Below are 16,237 nucleotides of genomic sequence, written 5' to 3'. Positions count from 1 at the left end.
AGCGTGTAAAGGTACAAAAGTATTTGATTAGTTTGAAATCGAGGCTATAATTTATCAATAGCCAATTGTTTATGATTTATTCGTTTAAAAAACAACATCAATCCAACCATAAGTACAGCACTAACAATACTTGCTATCCAATTCATTTCTGAATCAAACAAGGTAATTTCGGTGTTTTCCATCATTTCGGGATACAAATAACTTAACGCTACTACACTACCATTGTTTATAAAATGCCCAAAAATGGGTAACCACAAAGAACCCGACCAATAAAACACATATCCAAACAAAGCTCCCAACAACATACGTGGTAAAAAGCCATAAAACTGCATGTGTAAGGCACTAAATAAAATGGCCGTAACCCAAATGGCAACATGGTAATTTTTAAACCAACTTACCATAATTTTTTGCAACACTCCTCTAAACAACAACTCCTCTCCAACCGCAGGAACAATGGCTACAATAAGCAGAATATATACAAAACTGCCAACACCATTAAAGGTTAAAAACACTTTGGTTAAGGCTTCGGCGCTTTGTTCGCTTTGTTTCATCCAGTTTTCAAGTGGAGCTAAAAAATCGGGTAAAATAAGTTGCTCATTAAACTCCACCAACCATGTCATAAAAGGCATTGTAACAACCATTGAAGCCAATACCAACAACCAATTTATTGGAGTAGAAAACGTTTTTAGCGATAAAGACGCTATGGGTTTACGGTAAACTATCCAGCCAAATAAAATTGGTGGAACAATAAAAACTCCAATAGCACTCAACAATTGAAAAAATTTAAGCCCCTCTATTACTTGGGGGTTGGAATAATCGCCATAGCTTTGTAAATCAACACCAAAAAATAGCATAACTATTAAGCCAGCAAGCAGAGAAAATAGTGTTGCAGAACCCACACAAAGCATAGCAATTAACAACAATTGCATACTGGGTTTTTGAAATGTGGGGTTTGAGGTGTTCATTTCTTTTCGTCATTGCGGACCTGAGCCACAATCTAGTTTTTATTTTTTTTTTTTGTAGTCATTAAAGTTATATAGATTCCGCATCAAGTGCGGAATGATGTGAAACTAAAAATGTCCTCCCAAAACGCAAGTCTTTTTAAACTTCTTTACTTCGCCTTTTAGGTTAAAAATCTCAATGTAAATAATGTAAATACCAATAGCTGATTTTTCGTTGTTTTCATTTATTCCGTCCCAACTAAATGTTCCTGAAGTTCCTAATAACTCGTTTAACAACAAGTTTTTGGTTAGCCTTCCTTTCGAATCATAAATTACAATATTGGCAACATAACCCCCCTCAGCAAATTGGTAGGAGATGTTTACCACATCATCAATCCCGTCATTGTCAGGCGAAAAAGTTTCGGGGCTTATCGTAATTTCATCATTAATTTCTGCTTTTTGGAATTGCGAATTTTCGTAACCAGGAGTAGCAAAACCAACATCTTCTGCAGCAGAATGCCAATTGGTTTTATCGCTCGATAATCTGTTGTAGTCAATACGTTCTAAAGAAACTCCTTTTACATCGTTCAATAAAGCAAAGTGCATTTTCTCATCGTACTTAAAATTATCAACGGTTGAACTTAGGTTGTTGATTAAATAAACATTCCCATCGCTATTGTTGTATGTGGGTAAAGTTGCCATTTGCAACATTCTATCTTGCTTAGCATTGATGTACTCCGTTTTAATGTTGTTGGCATCTTTGGTTAAAACAGTAAACTCTCCTGGATACAACACATATGATTGTGCCGTAATTAGCTTTTTATTTGAAATACTATCATTGTCATAATTGGCTAAGTACCAATTTTGTAGGTTGATATATTTGTTAGAATTGTTATAAATTTCCACAAAGTCGCTTCCACCAGTATAGGGATTAAACAACACTTCGTTAATTACTACGTCACCAGCCAAACCTTGTTCGGGTAAAGAAAAATTAAAGTTTGAATTGCCTAAATTGCCTATACAATCGGTAATGCTATTGGCTGTAATGGTGTAGGTTGTTTGAAAAGCTAATTTATTAACTAACGTAATTAAGTAGGTTTTACCAGTAAGTTGTTGGATGGTGTTTATCGTAATACCATTGTTGATTGACAATGTTCCTAAAAAAGTGTTTTCATTAAATGTGATTTGAACCGTTGAGTCGTTCAATGCAAATGCACTTATTAATTGAGGAGCAACATTATCAGGGTTTGAGCCAAAAATAGCGTTTTGCGTACCCGGTGTTCCGCCAAACCATTTTGTTGAAGCTCTCCAGTTGTTTTCTTCTCCACAAGGATTGTTTGGGTCTATCATTTCCAAACTCCAACCACCATCTTTTTTAGTAGCATCTTGATACCAAGTGTCAGAATAGTTAACTTGGTGAATAATTTCGCCAGAAGCTTTAATTAATTTTATGCTATCACTTGAATTGTTTAACGATGGGAAACTTGTTGGTCCAACAACTTTTCCGTAAGGTGTAAACTGACCAATACTTGTTGAGCTACAAACAATAATGTATTCGTTAGGTAATAATTTTCCTGATAAAAATCCACTAGTAGAAAGTGGGTCGACAACTTTTAATCCAGACAAATCAATTATTTTATTCGATTTATTGAACAGCTCTATGTATTCAAACAATGGTAATCCAACGGTTGGGTCTGGGTCGGCAAAAATTTCATTAATCACTAAATCGAATGGTTCTGGTGATGCCCCAATACCAAATGTTGTTGAGTTTGGGCTTAGATTATTTCCGCTACAATCGGTTGGAGTTAAAAGTTGTACCGTGTACACTGTTGTAGAATCTAGGTTTGGTGTAACATTCAAAACCACCTTGTTGGGTTTGTTTAAAACAACTCTAGATACCACACTTATTCCATTGTTAATGGTTATGGTGGCATTAGCAAGACTAGTGCTATCCATGGTTTCGTTAAAATTAACCGTTAGTTGTGACAAACTATTTACCACCACGCTACTAATTTGTGGAGCAGTAATATCAGGAGCAATACTGTAAACCGAGTTTTGTGTTCCAGGCGTTCCTCCATCTAAACTTATGGAAGAGGTCCAGTTTAGTGAGCCTCCACAATTGTTGGTTGGATTAATCAACTCTAAAGTCCAACCCCCATCGCTTTTAACCGCATCTTGGTACCAACTGATGTCGTAAGCCACAGCATCTAACAAAACATTGTTGTTGTCCATTAATGTTAAACTATCACCACCGTTAGTTAATGCAGTAAAAGATGAAATTCCTATTACATTCCCATAAGGAGTAAACAAAGCTGTATCTGTGCTGTTGCAAAGTATAACATAACCGTTTGGTGCCAAAACGAAGTTGGGTAGCGTTTTAACTGTTGTGGTATTAATAAATTTCCAGCCCAACAGATTGTATGCAGTAGAAGAAGGGTTATACAACTCAACAAATTCAACCGTTGGCAAACCAACTTGTGGTGTTGGATCGGCAAAAATTTCATTGATTACAATGTCTCTATAATTTGGGACAACTATCACTAAATAAGTAAATGTTTTTGTTGTGTTTGCTGTTGGGTTTGAACTTATATCTTCAACATTATTAACGGTTAAGGTATTTAACATTCCGTTGGTAAAAGAGGCTGCAAAACTCAAATGAACCATTGAAGAATCTGTCAAATCTCGAGTTGCAGATATTGGGTTGCCAATTCCATTGTTTACCGAATAGTTCCCAATGGTTTGAGAGGAAGATAATTCAACTGTTTCGTTAAAATAAACATCAATGTTGTTTGTGTTAACAACAACTACCGAATCAATTGCAGGAGGAGTAACATCTGCCCCAATTGTGCCAACATAAAAATTATCAAAAAAATGATTGTTAATTACCGATGCCGCTGATGATTGAATAATTTTTACACCAAAAAAAGCAGATGAAGAGTGTTGTGGATCTACTATTGACCCAGCATTTAAATAAGAACCTAAAATACCATCATCATAAAGTAAAGTCCACAAATTTGAAGCATCACGAGTAACTTTAATTCTAAACGGATTATTAGTGCTACTGTTAACGCTGGCATCTGCTCCATCAATTAAAAGAGCTTCTGTTCCACCAGTAATTTTATAAAGTTTAATGTCGTCTTGAGTACTTCCTATACGTACAAAATAACCATTACTAGGATTTAATAAATCAGCAACATCCGACATTAAATACACATCTACATAATTACTTCCAGATGTCGCAAATTTTAAATTCAATTCAAAAATAAACTCAACATTTGAAGCTATAGTTGATGGAGTGCTTAAATAATAATTTGCAGCTGTTGGGCTTTGAGAGTTTAATTCTCCTGAGGTAATAGTAAACAACGAATTGTTGCCACTCCATGTAGGGTTGTTCGTAAAATCGCCGTCAGTAAAATTATCGGTAAATTGTGCGCTAGTCGAAAAAAACGACATCATGGCAACCAACAAAAACAACCATTTTATATTTAAACTCCATTTATTCATAAATTAAAAATAAAGATTTTTAGCTTTTAAAAACTATATCCCAAACTCATTTTAACCGTAAAGTTATCACTTTGTTTATCAAAATGGTAAGGACCATAACGATAATAAGCAGCTACACCAAATGTAGTAAAGTTTAATTTAATTAAATTATTTACCAAAACTCCTGATTCGTAAAAGCCTTTTTCGAGTGTTTTAAATGTAATGCCACCATGGTTTTTTTTGTTGTTTAGCGAACCAACACCAATGTTTGTGGCTAATACCAATTCGGGACGGAATTTTTTGGTTTTAAACAACAAATTTCCAAAACTGTGTTTTAGGTGGATGTAAGTAAATTTATCGGAGTAAAATTCATAGGGATACATCGTTTCAAAAGCCAATTCGGCAGCAGTTAAAAACGATCCTGGCACATATAAACCAATTGAACTGTTTAATTTATGAATAGGTGCATCTCCAATGGTTAAACCCGATTCGATATAAAAACTAGGTTTTCCCCAATTTTTTATTTCAAATGTTTTCTCCGTTTTTACCGTAAATCTGGTGTACTCATATTCACCATAGGCATTATTAATGCCGTGCTCAATTCGACCATACAAAATGGGGTAATTGGTTGGTTTGGAATATTTGTAGTTGGTAGATTGAATTACCTTTTGTTTAAAGGCATATTTTAACTCAACACCAACCTCATTAAATAAATAGTTTTGGTCATGCAGCCAAGTGGTTTCGTTAATCTTTTTTAGGAAATAGTAATCACTTGTAACATCTATCGATTCTTGATTAGCAAATAAATATACTTTTAAATAGCGAAGTGTTCTAAATTTCAATCGAGCCTCCACTTTTTCATTATTGTTCATCCTGCTCATGTAAAAAAATCGGTTACCAGCAGTACTCATCAAAGGAATTTTATAGGTATAAAACCGAGTTATTCCAGGCTCAATCACGTCTTTTTGATACGATAAATTAAGTTCTATATCGTAGTTTTTGTGAATGAAAAAATTTACATCACCACCATACTTAAACGTATTGTCTTTGGTTCCAAAAGCTCCGTAACCACCAATATTAAAAACCTTAGAAACCCTTGAGTTGGTATGTGCTCCTGCTCCAAAACGAAATCCTTCGTAGTCGTTAAAACTTAAAAACCGATTTAAATCAATATCGATGTATCCCCATTTTAACTTTCCAGTAAGCAGGGCTTCGAATGTAGTCAGTTTTTTATCGAACTTCTCTGCTCTACCAACGCTATCCATAAAATGGTAGGTCAACAACTCCTTTTGCGACAAGGTATCCTCTCTGTATTTATTCCAAAACTCTTCATCTTTTTTGGTAACATCTTCAGCAACTTCGGTGGTAATTATTCCAAATTCGTTTTTCTTTAAATCGGGGTTTATTTCAATGTTTTTGAGGTACGATTTACCAATACCCAACATTTTAAATCCATTAACATAGGCCGTTTTAAACAAAATGGTGGTATTTAACTGAACAGGAAACCAACTGTTTTCAATTTTTTCATACTGTTGTTGAATTTTAATGGCAAACGATTCCGATTCTTCGTTGGGCTCGGCAATAACATTCTGAACAGCATAACCATCGGTATTGATATACAACAAGCCTTTTAAGCCATTAAAGTTCTTTCCTTTTTTTGGTCGGAACGAAATCACAAAAACAGTATCCGTTCCACTAAAGGTGGTGTCTTCAATTAAAAAAAAGTATTTGTTGGTGCTGTTTACACTTATTGGGTTTAAGTAAGAACTTCCTGCCACATTCAACATTTCTTCGTAAAACGAAAACGATTGTATTTCAGTGGCAATTAACGAAAACGTGTTGTTTTGAAGCCCAGAAACTCTCGATGCCAAAACTTTTTCGTAACTTCTATCGGGCAACATGTATTTTCGTTCGGTAACCGATTCCATGATAAAAATGTGGTGTTTTTCCAACAACGCAACAGTTCGTTGTGTGATAGAGTCTTGTTCGGCAAGTTTTTCAGGATTATTGGCTATAGCACTATCTACTGCGCCAGTAACAAATAATTTGTTGTACGATTCGTACTTAAAATTGATGCTTTTTTCGGGGTTGTGAATTTTTCTATTCTCCACCACATTATTAATAATTCGGTGTGCTGGATTTTCGCCAGGCAGCAAGGTAAATTCACTTAACTGATAACTTGTTGGTGTTAACGAAACAACAACCGAAGTTTTTCCACTTACATCAACCTCCTTAACCTCATAACCTACATAACTCAATTTTAATTTGGTAATTGGTTGGGTAGAGTTTATCGTAAAAAGCCCATCAATATTGGTTGTTGCTCCTATTTTTTGGTTACCCAAAATATTTACAAAAGCCAAAGATGATTTGGTGCTTTCGTCAATAACTTTACCTTTTAGGGTGTATTGGGAAAAACTTGCTAATGCTGACAAAAGCCCAAAAAATAGTATTAAAAGGTGTTTTTTTGACATTAAATTTTATTAAAAAATTTCAAACCAATTATAGTTAACCCAAGAACCACAAAGCCAATACCAGCAAACCATCCTTTCATGTATGGTTGAATTGGTGAGCGTTCATCTATATGAGGCTTCTTTATATTCCATAAAAGAAATAAACATCCAAAAATAAGACATATAAAACCACCAATATATGTTTGTGTAAGAAAGTGCAAAAACTCCTTCAAAACAATTATTTTTATTTAACTTTTTAGTAAAGTGTGAATTTACAACATTTATACAAACAATGAATTAGTATTTTTGATAAATGGCAGCATCGTTTTACGATAACTTTAACCTCATAACTAAACTAAACCTGAGCAAAAGCTTTAATGCCCTGCTAGTTTACTCAAGTTTTTATTGGGCTAAAATTTCAAAAAATGGTGTGGTAAACGGTTTGCCATTAAGTATAACTATAGAGCCTACAACAGCTTGTAATTTGGGTTGTCCCGAATGCCCAAGTGGGTTAAAACAATTTACCAGAGCAGAAGGAAATCTAAAAACCGATTTCTACAAAAAAATTATCGACGAAGTTAAACAACACGCTTTTTACCTCAACTTTTATTTTCAGGGCGAACCTTATATTAACCCTAATTTTTTAGAAATGGTAAGCTACGCCAATGCTAAAAAAATATATACGGCAACCTCAACCAACGCACATTTTTTAACCCCACAAAAAGCCGAAGAAACAGTAAAATCAGGTTTAAGTCGTTTAACCATTTCTATTGATGGGACCACACAAGAAACCTACGAAAGCTACCGAAAAGGTGGTGATTTAAATAAAGTATTAGAGGGTGCAAAAAACATTATTGAAGCCAAGAAAAAACTGAACAGCAAAACTCCCTACGTTATTTTTCAGTTTTTGGTAGTACAACCAAACGAGCATCAAATTGAAGATGCAAAAAAACTTTCTACTCAAATGGGGGTTGACGAAATTCGTTTTAAAACTGCACAGGTTTACGATTACAAAAATGGCAACCCATTAATACCAACAATTGAAAAATATGCTAGATACAAAAAACAAACTGACGGAACCTATCGTTTAAAAAACAAACTATTGAACGAGTGTTGGCGGATGTGGAGTTCGTGCGTAATTACATGGGATGGAAAAATTGTTCCTTGCTGTTTTGATAAAGATGCTAAACACCAATTGGGGGATTTAAAAGAAAACACGCTAAAACAAATTTGGTTAAACAAAAAATATCTGGACTTTAGAAAAACCTTACTAAACAATCGTGCAGAAATAGATATTTGCCAAAACTGTACAGAAGGAACTAAAGTTTTTGATTGAGCATAATAGATAATTATTACTGGACTACTAACAACATGAAGATAAAATCAAATTACATCTTATTAATCACGTTAATATCAGTGTTTTCTGTGGGTTGTTCTTCCTCTAAAAAAACATCTCCAGAAGAATATCAACCAAAGGGTTTAGCAGTTGGTACAACAATTGAAAACTTTACAGCCATCGATTCAAAAAGTGTTGAATACAGTTTGGATAAAGCCTTAGAAAGTGGTCCAGTGGTATTAATTTTTATTCGTGGGCAATGGTGTCCTGTTTGCAACAAACACATGAGTTTGATGCAAGACAGCCTGCAATACATTTATGAAAAAGGTGCTTCTCTTGTGGTTATTTCTCCTGACAAACCAGAATTTATTGAAAAAACCATAGAAAAAACTGGTGCAGAGTTTACCATACTTTATGATGAAAGTCAAAAAATATCGGATTATTTTGATGTTACATTTCATCCTGATGGTAAAACTAAATTGATTTACAATTCTGTTTTGGGTGCAAAACTAAAAGAGGCTCACACCGATGATTCTGAAAGACTTCCTGTTCCTGCAACTTTTATTATTAATAAAGACAAAAAAATTATTTGGAGGCAATTTGATATTGATTATAAAAACAGGTCGACTGTTAGTGAAATTATCCATCACCTTCCTACTAATCAATAGTCAATTTATTGGGAAATCGTTGAACTAAATCGTATTTTTGAATGCTATGTTTGAATACTGTAAAACCAACCTTTTAGAAATAAAATCAATGTTAAAAAACATTGACGATACCAATTATAGCTCAACGTTGGTTTTACTTTCTGGAGCAAGTATTGGTCAGCATGTACGACATGTTTTAGAGTTTTATACCTGTTTAATTGCTGCTAAAAATTTAGGCCTAGTAAATTACGATAGCAGACAACGAAATTTACAATTGGAAACCGATGTGGTTTTTGCTCAAAATCAAATTGACGAAATTGTTTTTTCTTTACCAAAACTTGAAGCTACAAAGCCACTGTTTTTAGAAGGAAATTATACACACAGTAACAACCCAAACACTACCATTTCAAGTACTTTTGGAAGAGAATTAGCGTATTGTTTAGAGCACAGTATTCACCATCAAGCTTTAATTAAAATTGGCTTAAAGGAATTGAAATTAGAATCAATCATTACCGAAAACTTTGGCGTAGCTCCAGCAACCATACGATACAAACAAGAACAATGTGCACAGTAACTTTTGTTCCAACTCAAAACGGATACATTTTAACTTCGAGTAGAGACGAACAAAAGGCTCGTCCAACTATTTTTCCTAAAAAATATAGCATTGGGGATAAAATGCTCATCTTCCCAAAAGATGAACTTGCTGGAGGAACTTGGATTGCAACAGACGAAAAACACCGAACTGCTTGCTTGCTAAATGGCGCTTTCGAAAACCATATTAAAAAAGAACGTTACCGCAAAAGCCGTGGCTTAATTTTGTTAGAAAGCTTTGCTTTTTCATCTATTAATGATTTTTCAAATCAAGTTGATTTAGAGAATATTGAACCTTTTACCTTGTTGTTAATCGACTCCAGTCCTAATTTAGAATTTGTAGAAATGCGTTGGGATGGCACAAAAAAATACATCAAAAACATTGACATAAACCTTCCTCAAATATGGTCGTCTGCAACTTTATATCCTGCCGAAGTCAGAAAAAAAAGAGAAGATTGGTTTGAAAAACTCATTGCTTCCGAAAAGAGTTTATCGAAAGAAACCATTCAAAATTTTCACTTTACCAAAAAGGATAGTGATGTGAAAAATGATATTGTAATGGAGCGAGAAGGAGGTTTGCAAACCCTTAGTATTTCTCAAGTTATTGTTGAACAACAAAGAAAAGAATTTACGTACTTTGATATTGTAACTAACAAACACCATTCGCTAATTGTTTATGAAAACTAAGCACAACGGAATAGCAATTGCTTTGGCTTGGCCAGAAACCTTGTGTAAACAAGCTGGAGCTTGGTACGACCCTATCATGCGAATTACTGGTTTTAGTAAAAACTATTATTACAAAATTGGTCATGCTGCGGTAGTGTTAATTGAAAACAACTCGGGTAATTGCTTTTATTTCGATTTTGGAAGGTATCATGCCCCTTTCGGTCATGGTAGAGTTAGAGATGTAGAAACCGACCACGATTTAGTTATACAAACCAAAGCTCAGGTTTCGACCCATGGAAAAATTGAAAATTACACCGAACTATTAGCTGAATTACAACGCAATCCTTCTTGCCATGGAACAGGTCCATTACATGCTTCATATTGCCACATAAATTTCGAAAGTGCTTTCCGAAAAGCAAAACAACTACAAGAAGATAGTCCACATAAGTATGGCCCATTTGTTTGGAATGGCACCAATTGTTCGAGGTTTGTACGTACCACTATTTTAGGTGGAAAAAGCTCTCGTTTTTATCATTTAAAACTAAAATTTCCATTAACCATAAGTCCTTCTCCTATAGGTAATGTGAAAAGTTTGAAGGAGTATGTTGTAATTTCTATACCAAAATAACCACATAGAAACATAGTTTTGATTAATCTACAAAGGTTGATTTTAAGAAAAACAGTAGTTTTATCCCGATAAATCGGGATAACTATGTAAAACTTAAACCCAATTAATACTGTGTTTGTTTACTATGTTCCTATGTGGTTAAAAATAAATTATCTTCGAGCAATGGTTAAACATCACATTACGAAAAACGTAATTCACCCTCCAAAAAAAGTAGAGTCAGTTCCGAATAACGCTCAATGGTTAGCAGGCGAAGGTGCTGGATCATGGTTTGTGATTAGTAGTACATCAGAACAAGAAGTGTTTTTTATTGCTAGGTTTTCACCTGAAGGGAAGTTAGAATGTGAGGGTAGTTTTAAGTGTCATTCAAATGAAAAACTTAACCTCAACCAACCCTATATTTTTACTCATTTAAGCCATTGCAAAACGGTAAATATTGTTCAAAGCGGAATTATCTTTAAATTTGAAAGACTTTAATTCGAACGGCATGAACAAAATCATTTTTATAACAGGAGCAACATCGGGATTTGGAAAAGCATCGGCTAAGCTATTTGCTCAAAACGGCGATCATTTAATTTTAACAGGTAGAAGACAAGATCGTTTAGAAAGATTATCGAACAAATTGATTGATAAATATAACATTCGAGTAATGCCGTTGTGTTTTGATGTCCGTGACCAAGCAGCAACGCTTGAAGCAATAAACACCTTGCCTGAGAATTGGAAAAAAATTGATGTGTTAATTAATAATGCTGGTTTGGCAAGTGGTTTAAACAAAATTCAAGATGGTGATTTTGACGATTGGAACAAAATGATTGACACCAACATTAAAGGCTTGTTACATGTTTCGAGAAGCGTTATGCCATTAATGATTGCTCGAAAAAAAGGGCACATCATCAACATTGGTTCAACCGCTGGTAAAGAAGCATATTTAAACGGAAATGTGTATTGTGCTACCAAACATGCTGTTGATGCTATTTCAAAAAGCATGCGAATCGATTTGTTGGAACACGGCATAAAAGTTACTCAAATTTGTCCAGGAGCTGCCGAAACAGAGTTTTCAGAAGTGCGTTTTCATGGTGATAAAACAAGAGCAAAAGATGTTTACAACGGCTACAAACCAATGAGTGCAGATGACGTGGCTTCGGTTATTTATTATTCTACAACACTACCAAAACATTTGTGTATTAACGATTTAGTATTAACATCGTTAGCTCAAGCTAATAGTTATTATATAAACAGAGAAAATTAAATTTATATGAAAATAGTCTCATTTTTTGCTGGAGCTGGTGGGCTTGATTTAGGTTTCCAAAATGCTGGTTTTAATGTTATTTGGGCTAATGAATACGATAAAGAAATTTGGGAAACTTATGAAAAAAATCACCCTCACACAATACTCGATAAAAGAAGTATTGTTGATATTTCTCCTGAAGAAGTTCCTGATTGTGATGGTATAATTGGGGGGCCGCCTTGCCAAAGTTGGAGTGAAGCTGGCGCAATGAAGGGTCTTGGAGATAAACGAGGCCAATTATTTTTTGATTTTATACGTATATTGGAGGCAAAACAACCAAAGTTTTTTTTAGCTGAAAATGTAAGTGGAATGTTGCTTGGTAGACACTCTGAAGCATTAAATGGTATTAAAGAGTTGTTTAAAAATGCAGGAATTGGCTACGAACTTTCTTTCGAAATGCTTAATGCTTGTGATTATAATGTGCCACAGGATAGGAAGCGAATCTTTTTTATCGGAATAAGAAAAGACTTAAACTTTAAATTTGAATTTCCAAAAACTAAATTTCCAAAAATTTCATTACAAGATGTAATTTTCGATTTAAAGGATAACGTTCTAGCCGCTTTACCATATAACAAAACAAATGGTAAAAACTGTAAAATTCCTAATCACGAATATATGATAGGTGATTTTTCAACAATATTTATGTCTAGAAATCGAGTAAGAAGTTGGGATGAACAATCATTTACTATTCAAGCTGGAGGCAGACATGCCCCCATACATCCACAAGCACCAAAAATGAAGTTTATTGAACAAAATATTCGAGTTTTTGTGCCTGGGAAAGAATCTCTTTACAGAAGGTTGAGTATTCGAGAATGTGCAAGGATTCAAACATTCCCTGATAATTTTATTTTTTATTACAAAAGTGTTCCTGCTGGTTATAAAATGATTGGTAACGCTGTCCCTATCAATCTTGCTAAATTTTTAGCGGAAACCATTAAAGAGCAAATAATAAAAAATGAAAGCAAAAAATCAAATTATATTCCAACCAAAAAAGAAATTATAGCTGCATGACGAATATTTTAGAGGCAATTATAAATATTGTAACCAACCCTATTCTAGATATTAAGAACCTTTACTCAGGGAAAAACAGAGTTAACAATGTTGGTGAAGGTTTAGAAATGTATATAAAAGATGCCTTTGCAGATACTATTAAATTAGTTGATGAGCAGGCTAAAATGATAAAATACAACAATGTGTTTTCATGGCTTGGTAATCAAAACCACCCTCCCGATATAATGATAAGAACAGGTGATGCTATTGAAGTAAAAAAAACTCAAAGTGTAAATAGTGATTTAGCTTTAAACAGTTCTTATCCAAAATCAACTATTCAATCTAATAGTACGCTTATTACTCAAGAATGTAGAGATTGTGAAGAGTGGGTAGAAAAGGATTTGATTTATTGCATAGGTCATACCTCGAATGAAAAAATCAATTCATTATGGATGGTTTATGGAAGTATTTACGCAGCAAACCATGAAACATATCAAATTGTTAAGCAAAAAATTTCGACAGGAATAAATGAAATTCCTAATGTTGAACTAGCTGAAACCAATGAATTGGGAAGGGTTAATCGTGTTGATCCATTAGGAATAACTAATTTAAGAATTAGGGGTATGTGGCAAATTCAAAACCCTAGACGTGTTTTTAATTACTTACACAAACCTAGTAATTCTAATTTTGAATTAGTGGTTATTATTCCAGCAACAAAATACAATTCTTTCCCTATTTCAAGTATAAAAAAATTAGAGCTTTTAAATAATACTGCATTAACAATTACCAATGTTAAAGTTAAAAACCCTAACAATCCAGCAAAACTAATTGATGCGAAACTAATTGTATTTACACACTAATCCATAAATAAATCAACAAAAAACAACACATATTAGTTGCCATTTTTAGTTTGTTCGCTATTAGTGTTTTCGCACAACTTAGTGGTACAAAACAAAAAGATGTAATAAAAGAAGACAATGTTTTCTTTGATGGGATTACTTCCGATTATTATACTGGCGAACGGATAACATCTGTAACCATCAGTGCTGTTGCTGATGGAAAAGTGGTGGCTTCTGGTACTTCCGATGGAAATGGTGAATATAAAATGGTCTTATTGTTTGATAAGGAATATGTCATTTCATTTTCAAAACCTGGCTTTATTAGTAAATCTATTACCCTAAGTACATTTGGTGTTCCCGAAAATAAGCGACACAAAACACCCGATATGAATGCTGAAATAACCATGTTTAAACCCAACGAATGTATAAAAGCTGAAATGTTGGATAAGCCTATTGGACGTGCTGTGTATTTTGCCGATAAAAACATTATTGATTGGGACATGGTCTATTCTATGCCTTTGTTAGAAAAGCTTAATAAGATGCTTGATGACTGCTCGAAACAACAAGAAAAAGAGCAACAAAAAGAAAAAGAATATACTAATACAATAAAAGAGGCGGATAAAGCTTTTGCAAAACAAGATTGGGAAGAAGCAAAAAAGGGTTATGAAAAAGCTTTACAAATTTTTTCAAATAAGCCTGAACCTAAAGAAAAATTAAAATTAATAGATACAGAAATAAACAAAAAAGCAGAAGCTGAAAAACAACGTGCAGAAGAAAAAGTCAGAGCAGAAGCCGAAGCAAAAGCAAAAGCAGAAAAAGAAGCTGCAGCAAAAAAAGCAGAAGCTGAAAAATTAGCTAAAGAGGCTGCTGAAAAAGAGGCTATTGCTAAAGCTGATGCTGAAAAACAAGCCTTAGCCAAAGCCGCAGAAGCAGCTAAGCTGGCAGAAAAAGAACGTTTAGCAAAAGAACAGAAAGAGAAAGAGGCCGCAGCAAAAAAAGAAGCAGTGTTAAAAGAAAAACTCGAGAAAGAAGCTCTTGCAAAACAACAAGCCGAAGAAGCTGCTAAACTTAAAGAAACACAAGCTTTAGAAAATGCAAAAGAAGAAGGTGTTGCCAAGGTTGTTGCTCAAGCAGAAGCTAAACAACGAGCTGAAAAAGAAGCTCAAGCATTAAAAGCAAAAGAGGAAGCTGAGAAACGTGAATTGGAAGAACGAAAAGCAAAAGAGGAAGCAGCTAAATTGGCCGAAAAAGCGGAAGCTGAAAGAGCAGAAAACATGGTGAACCTGGTACAACAACAAGAGGAAGTAAAAGAAGAAGTAGCCAAATTTGTAGAAGAAGAAACCGTTAAGCCAACAGAAATAAGTGGTTCGTCATCTATTACCATAAAAGGAAGCAACAAAGGACGGTATCTTTATGAAGTGCCAAACAGAACAGGAAAAGGCAAGGGTGCTCGACCAAAAAAGCACGTAGTTTTTTAAAGAACCGCTTTTTTCTTTGGGCCTAAAAGTTCGGATGCTTCCATAACCACCATAAAAGCATTGGGATCAAAATCTCTCACAATATTCTTTAGGGCATTTATTCGATTGGTTTCTACCACTATAAAAATTACATTTCTGTCCGACGAAAAATTTAAATCTTTTCCTTTTAAAATAGTTCCGGTAATGCCCAATTCATCAACAATAACTTGGCTCAACTGTTCTAAATTATTAGCAGCTATGTGTACAATTTTTTCGTGCTGACGACCCGTTAAAATCATGTCAATTAATTTTGAGGCAACATAAATGCTTATCAAACTCCATAAAGCAAGCTCTACATCTTTAAATACAACTCCTGCTGAAACAACTACAACAGCATCTAACACTAATATAACATAGCCTGTTTTTACGCCCATTTTTTCATTTACTATTTTAGCCAAAATAGTTCCTGCCCCAGCAGATGCATCTCCTTTAAAAATTAAACCCAACCCAATGCCAACTGCTACTCCACCATATAAAGTGGCTAATAATTTATGGCTACTTAATGATGGAAAACCCAGTCCTTCGGCAAAAAAATCGACCATAATGGCTGTTAACCCAATAGCAATTATTGTTCTGACAGCAAATTTTTTACCCAAATATTTAACACTTACCAGCAACAACGGTATGTTAACTATGGCAAGTATTAAACCCGTAGGTAAATTAAATAAATGGTGAAAAATTATGGATAACCCAGCAATTCCTCCTGTGGCAATTTTATTGGGTACTAAAAAACCCACCATACCCATCGCTAAAAAGGCGCTTCCAAAAAAAATAAAGATATAATTTCTAATTTCCGAACGCTTAAACAACCAACTCATTTCTCAAATTTTTCGACAAAGTTAGCGGTTTAGGGGTTCCTGCAAA

Annotated in this window: 14 protein-coding genes; 10 read left to right on the top strand and 4 right to left on the bottom strand. The window is 34.2% G+C overall.

Translation table 11 applies throughout. The annotated features are described in order from the left end of the window. Nucleotides 1-44: 44 nt before the first annotated feature. The 3 genes from H6589_11920 to H6589_11910 all read right to left on the bottom strand — a co-directional run bounded on the left by H6589_11920 (nt 45) and on the right by H6589_11910 (nt 6,895). Entirely contained in the window at nt 45-929 is an 885-nt protein-coding gene (locus H6589_11920) for a CPBP family intramembrane metalloprotease (protein ID MCB9175307.1), read from the bottom strand. A gap of 141 nt (nt 930-1,070) precedes the next feature. Continuing rightward, a complete protein-coding gene (locus H6589_11915; protein MCB9175306.1) occupies nt 1,071-4,445 on the bottom strand; it encodes a lamin tail domain-containing protein in 3,375 nt (1,124 codons plus the stop codon). Nucleotides 4,446-4,471: 26 nt separating this feature from the next. Continuing rightward, nucleotides 4,472-6,895: a carboxypeptidase-like regulatory domain-containing protein gene (locus H6589_11910; GenBank protein ID MCB9175305.1), complete on the bottom strand. Its 2,424-nt coding sequence runs from the start codon at nt 6,893-6,895 to the stop codon at nt 4,472-4,474. A gap of 292 nt (nt 6,896-7,187) precedes the next feature. On the opposite strand from H6589_11910, the gene H6589_11905 reads away from it, so the two are divergent. The 10 genes from H6589_11905 (at nt 7,188) to H6589_11860 (ending at nt 15,334) form a co-directional block, all read left to right on the top strand. After that, nucleotides 7,188-8,210: an SPASM domain-containing protein gene (locus tag H6589_11905; protein ID MCB9175304.1), complete on the top strand. Its 1,023-nt coding sequence runs from the start codon at nt 7,188-7,190 to the stop codon at nt 8,208-8,210. 35 nt (nt 8,211-8,245) lie between these two features. Next, nucleotides 8,246-8,878: an AhpC/TSA family protein gene (locus H6589_11900; GenBank protein ID MCB9175303.1), complete on the top strand. Its 633-nt coding sequence runs from the start codon at nt 8,246-8,248 to the stop codon at nt 8,876-8,878. 88 nt (nt 8,879-8,966) lie between these two features. After that, nucleotides 8,967-9,431 carry a DinB family protein gene (locus H6589_11895; protein MCB9175302.1) on the top strand — a complete coding sequence of 155 codons (465 nt, stop codon included), beginning with the start codon at nt 8,967-8,969 and terminating at the stop codon, nt 9,429-9,431. Further along, a complete protein-coding gene (locus H6589_11890; protein ID MCB9175301.1) occupies nt 9,419-10,135 on the top strand; it encodes an NRDE family protein in 717 nt (238 codons plus the stop codon). Before H6589_11895 ends, H6589_11890 begins: the two co-directional genes overlap by 13 nt. Next, nucleotides 10,125-10,742 carry a hypothetical protein gene (locus H6589_11885; GenBank protein ID MCB9175300.1) on the top strand — a complete coding sequence of 206 codons (618 nt, stop codon included), beginning with the start codon at nt 10,125-10,127 and terminating at the stop codon, nt 10,740-10,742. The genes H6589_11890 and H6589_11885 overlap by 11 nt, the downstream gene beginning before the upstream one ends. A 132-nt stretch (nt 10,743-10,874) precedes the next feature. Next, nucleotides 10,875-11,216: a hypothetical protein gene (locus H6589_11880; GenBank protein MCB9175299.1), complete on the top strand. Its 342-nt coding sequence runs from the start codon at nt 10,875-10,877 to the stop codon at nt 11,214-11,216. Nucleotides 11,217-11,226: 10 nt separating this feature from the next. Continuing rightward, a complete protein-coding gene (locus tag H6589_11875; GenBank protein ID MCB9175298.1) occupies nt 11,227-11,988 on the top strand; it encodes an SDR family NAD(P)-dependent oxidoreductase in 762 nt (253 codons plus the stop codon). A 6-nt stretch (nt 11,989-11,994) separates the two neighbouring features. Next, on the top strand, nt 11,995-13,038 hold the full coding sequence (locus H6589_11870; GenBank protein MCB9175297.1) for a DNA cytosine methyltransferase: 1,044 nt from the start codon (nt 11,995-11,997) through the stop codon (nt 13,036-13,038). After that, nucleotides 13,035-13,877, top strand: coding sequence for an NgoPII family restriction endonuclease (locus tag H6589_11865; protein MCB9175296.1), 843 nt, complete (start codon nt 13,035-13,037; stop codon nt 13,875-13,877). The genes H6589_11870 and H6589_11865 overlap by 4 nt, the downstream gene beginning before the upstream one ends. Before the next feature lie 50 nt (nt 13,878-13,927). Beyond that, the gene (locus H6589_11860; protein ID MCB9175295.1) at nt 13,928-15,334 is read left to right on the top strand and encodes a hypothetical protein; all 1,407 of its coding nucleotides are present in this window, start codon (nt 13,928-13,930) and stop codon (nt 15,332-15,334) included. Here H6589_11860 and H6589_11855 read toward each other — a convergent pair. Beyond that, the gene (locus H6589_11855; GenBank protein MCB9175294.1) at nt 15,331-16,191 is read right to left on the bottom strand and encodes a YitT family protein; all 861 of its coding nucleotides are present in this window, start codon (nt 16,189-16,191) and stop codon (nt 15,331-15,333) included. The genes H6589_11860 and H6589_11855 overlap by 4 nt on opposite strands. Nucleotides 16,192-16,237: the final 46 nt, after the last annotated feature.

Source organism: Flavobacteriales bacterium (assembly GCA_020635795.1).
GTDB lineage: Bacteria > Bacteroidota > Bacteroidia > Flavobacteriales_E > Vicingaceae > Vicingus.
This window is presented reverse-complemented; position numbering and strand designations above follow the sequence as displayed.

Coding starts and splice junctions, on each gene's coding strand:
- H6589_11920 (MCB9175307.1), bottom strand. CDS start 929: ATGCAATTGTTGTTAATTGCTATGCTTTGTGTGGGTTCTGCAACACTA.
- H6589_11915 (MCB9175306.1), bottom strand. CDS start 4,445: ATGAATAAATGGAGTTTAAATATAAAATGGTTGTTTTTGTTGGTTGCC.
- H6589_11910 (MCB9175305.1), bottom strand. CDS start 6,895: ATGTCAAAAAAACACCTTTTAATACTATTTTTTGGGCTTTTGTCAGCA.
- H6589_11905 (MCB9175304.1), top strand. CDS start 7,188: ATGGCAGCATCGTTTTACGATAACTTTAACCTCATAACTAAACTAAAC.
- H6589_11900 (MCB9175303.1), top strand. CDS start 8,246: ATGAAGATAAAATCAAATTACATCTTATTAATCACGTTAATATCAGTG.
- H6589_11895 (MCB9175302.1), top strand. CDS start 8,967: ATGTTAAAAAACATTGACGATACCAATTATAGCTCAACGTTGGTTTTA.
- H6589_11890 (MCB9175301.1), top strand. CDS start 9,419: ATGTGCACAGTAACTTTTGTTCCAACTCAAAACGGATACATTTTAACT.
- H6589_11885 (MCB9175300.1), top strand. CDS start 10,125: ATGAAAACTAAGCACAACGGAATAGCAATTGCTTTGGCTTGGCCAGAA.
- H6589_11880 (MCB9175299.1), top strand. CDS start 10,875: ATGTGGTTAAAAATAAATTATCTTCGAGCAATGGTTAAACATCACATT.
- H6589_11875 (MCB9175298.1), top strand. CDS start 11,227: ATGAACAAAATCATTTTTATAACAGGAGCAACATCGGGATTTGGAAAA.
- H6589_11870 (MCB9175297.1), top strand. CDS start 11,995: ATGAAAATAGTCTCATTTTTTGCTGGAGCTGGTGGGCTTGATTTAGGT.
- H6589_11865 (MCB9175296.1), top strand. CDS start 13,035: ATGACGAATATTTTAGAGGCAATTATAAATATTGTAACCAACCCTATT.
- H6589_11855 (MCB9175294.1), bottom strand. CDS start 16,191: ATGAGTTGGTTGTTTAAGCGTTCGGAAATTAGAAATTATATCTTTATT.